The 1,043-nt window shown below is 72.7% G+C and carries 3 protein-coding genes; 1 reads left to right on the forward strand and 2 read right to left on the reverse strand.

Going from position 1 to position 1,043, the window contains the following annotated elements:
* The first annotated feature begins 96 nt into the window (after positions 1-96).
* Positions 97-537 carry a very short patch repair endonuclease gene (locus AC2W7C_RS18355; protein WP_486002628.1) on the forward strand — a complete coding sequence of 147 codons (441 nt, stop codon included), beginning with the start codon at positions 97-99 and terminating at the stop codon, positions 535-537.
* Here AC2W7C_RS18355 and AC2W7C_RS18360 read toward each other — a convergent pair.
* Both AC2W7C_RS18360 and AC2W7C_RS18365 read right to left on the reverse strand, forming a co-directional pair.
* A complete protein-coding gene (locus AC2W7C_RS18360) occupies positions 501-683 on the reverse strand; it encodes a hypothetical protein (protein WP_486002629.1) in 183 nt (60 codons plus the stop codon). The two genes, AC2W7C_RS18355 and AC2W7C_RS18360, sit on opposite strands and share 37 nt — an antisense overlap.
* Positions 674-1,043: response regulator (locus AC2W7C_RS18365; protein WP_486002630.1), on the reverse strand; the 370-nt coding region annotated here is incomplete at its 5' end. The genes AC2W7C_RS18365 and AC2W7C_RS18360, both read right to left, overlap by 10 nt.

Raw genomic sequence — 1,043 nt, forward strand, 5'->3', positions numbered from 1 at the left:
AGTGGTGAGGGGCCGACGCCGATCGCCGCGCCCGCGGCGCCCCTTTCGTCACGGCGCCGACGCGCCGCGCCACCTCCCCCGGTGGGGGAGGATTTGATGACCGACGTCTTCACGCCCGAGAAGCGCAGCGCCGTGATGCGTCGCGTGAAGGGGAGGGACACCTCCCCGGAACGGGCCGCGCGCCGCATCCTGCGCGCGGCCGGGATCGGCTATCGGCTGGGCGGGACCGGGCTGCCGGGACGTCCGGACATCGTTATGCAGGGGCGGCGGACGGCGGTGTTCGTGCACGGCTGCTTCTGGCACGGCCACGACTGCCCCCGGGGCGCCCGCAAGCCCAAGGCCAACGCAGAGTATTGGGCGGCGAAGATCGAGCGCAACACGGCCCGCGACGCGGCGGCGCGAGAGGCCCTTCGGGCCCAGGGATGGCGGGTGATCACCGTGTGGGAGTGCGCGATGAAGGCGCCCGATTTCGCCGGGCGCCTGGTCGAGGCCGTGCGCGGTCAGGCGGCGGCGGTCTCGATCTCGTCCTCGCCCTGATCCTGGGCCATGGTCATCACGTGGGTGATGGCGCCCAGCAGCATCGGCGGGGTGATCGGCTTGGGCACGAAATAGGTCATGCCGGCCGCGGTGCAGGCGGCGATGTCTTCCGGCGAGGTGTCGGCGGTGACCGCGATCACCGGCACGCGGGCGTTCGGACCGTTCCCCGCCCGCAGGCGCCGCGTCGTCTCGCGGCGTCCAGCTCGGGCATCCGCACGTCCATGAAGATCAGGTCGAAGGCGGTGGCCTCACAGATCCTGAGCGCGGCCATGCCGTCGGCGGCCGTGTCGATGTCGCAACCCAGCGGCTGAAGGATCAGCTGGACGGCGCGGCGGTTGATGTCGTGGTCGTCGACGACCAGCACCCGCATCGGGCGGCCTTCATCCTCCTCTTCCGCGGCGGCGTACGGGCCCTCGATCTCGACAGGGGGCTGGACGGGTTCGACGGACGCCGTCTCGGCCATGGCCGCGGGCGCGACCTCGGGGGCGGGCTCGGATACGGCGCGC

The sequence above is a fragment of the Brevundimonas sp. CURTG3B2_SDJG genome (assembly GCF_057364705.1).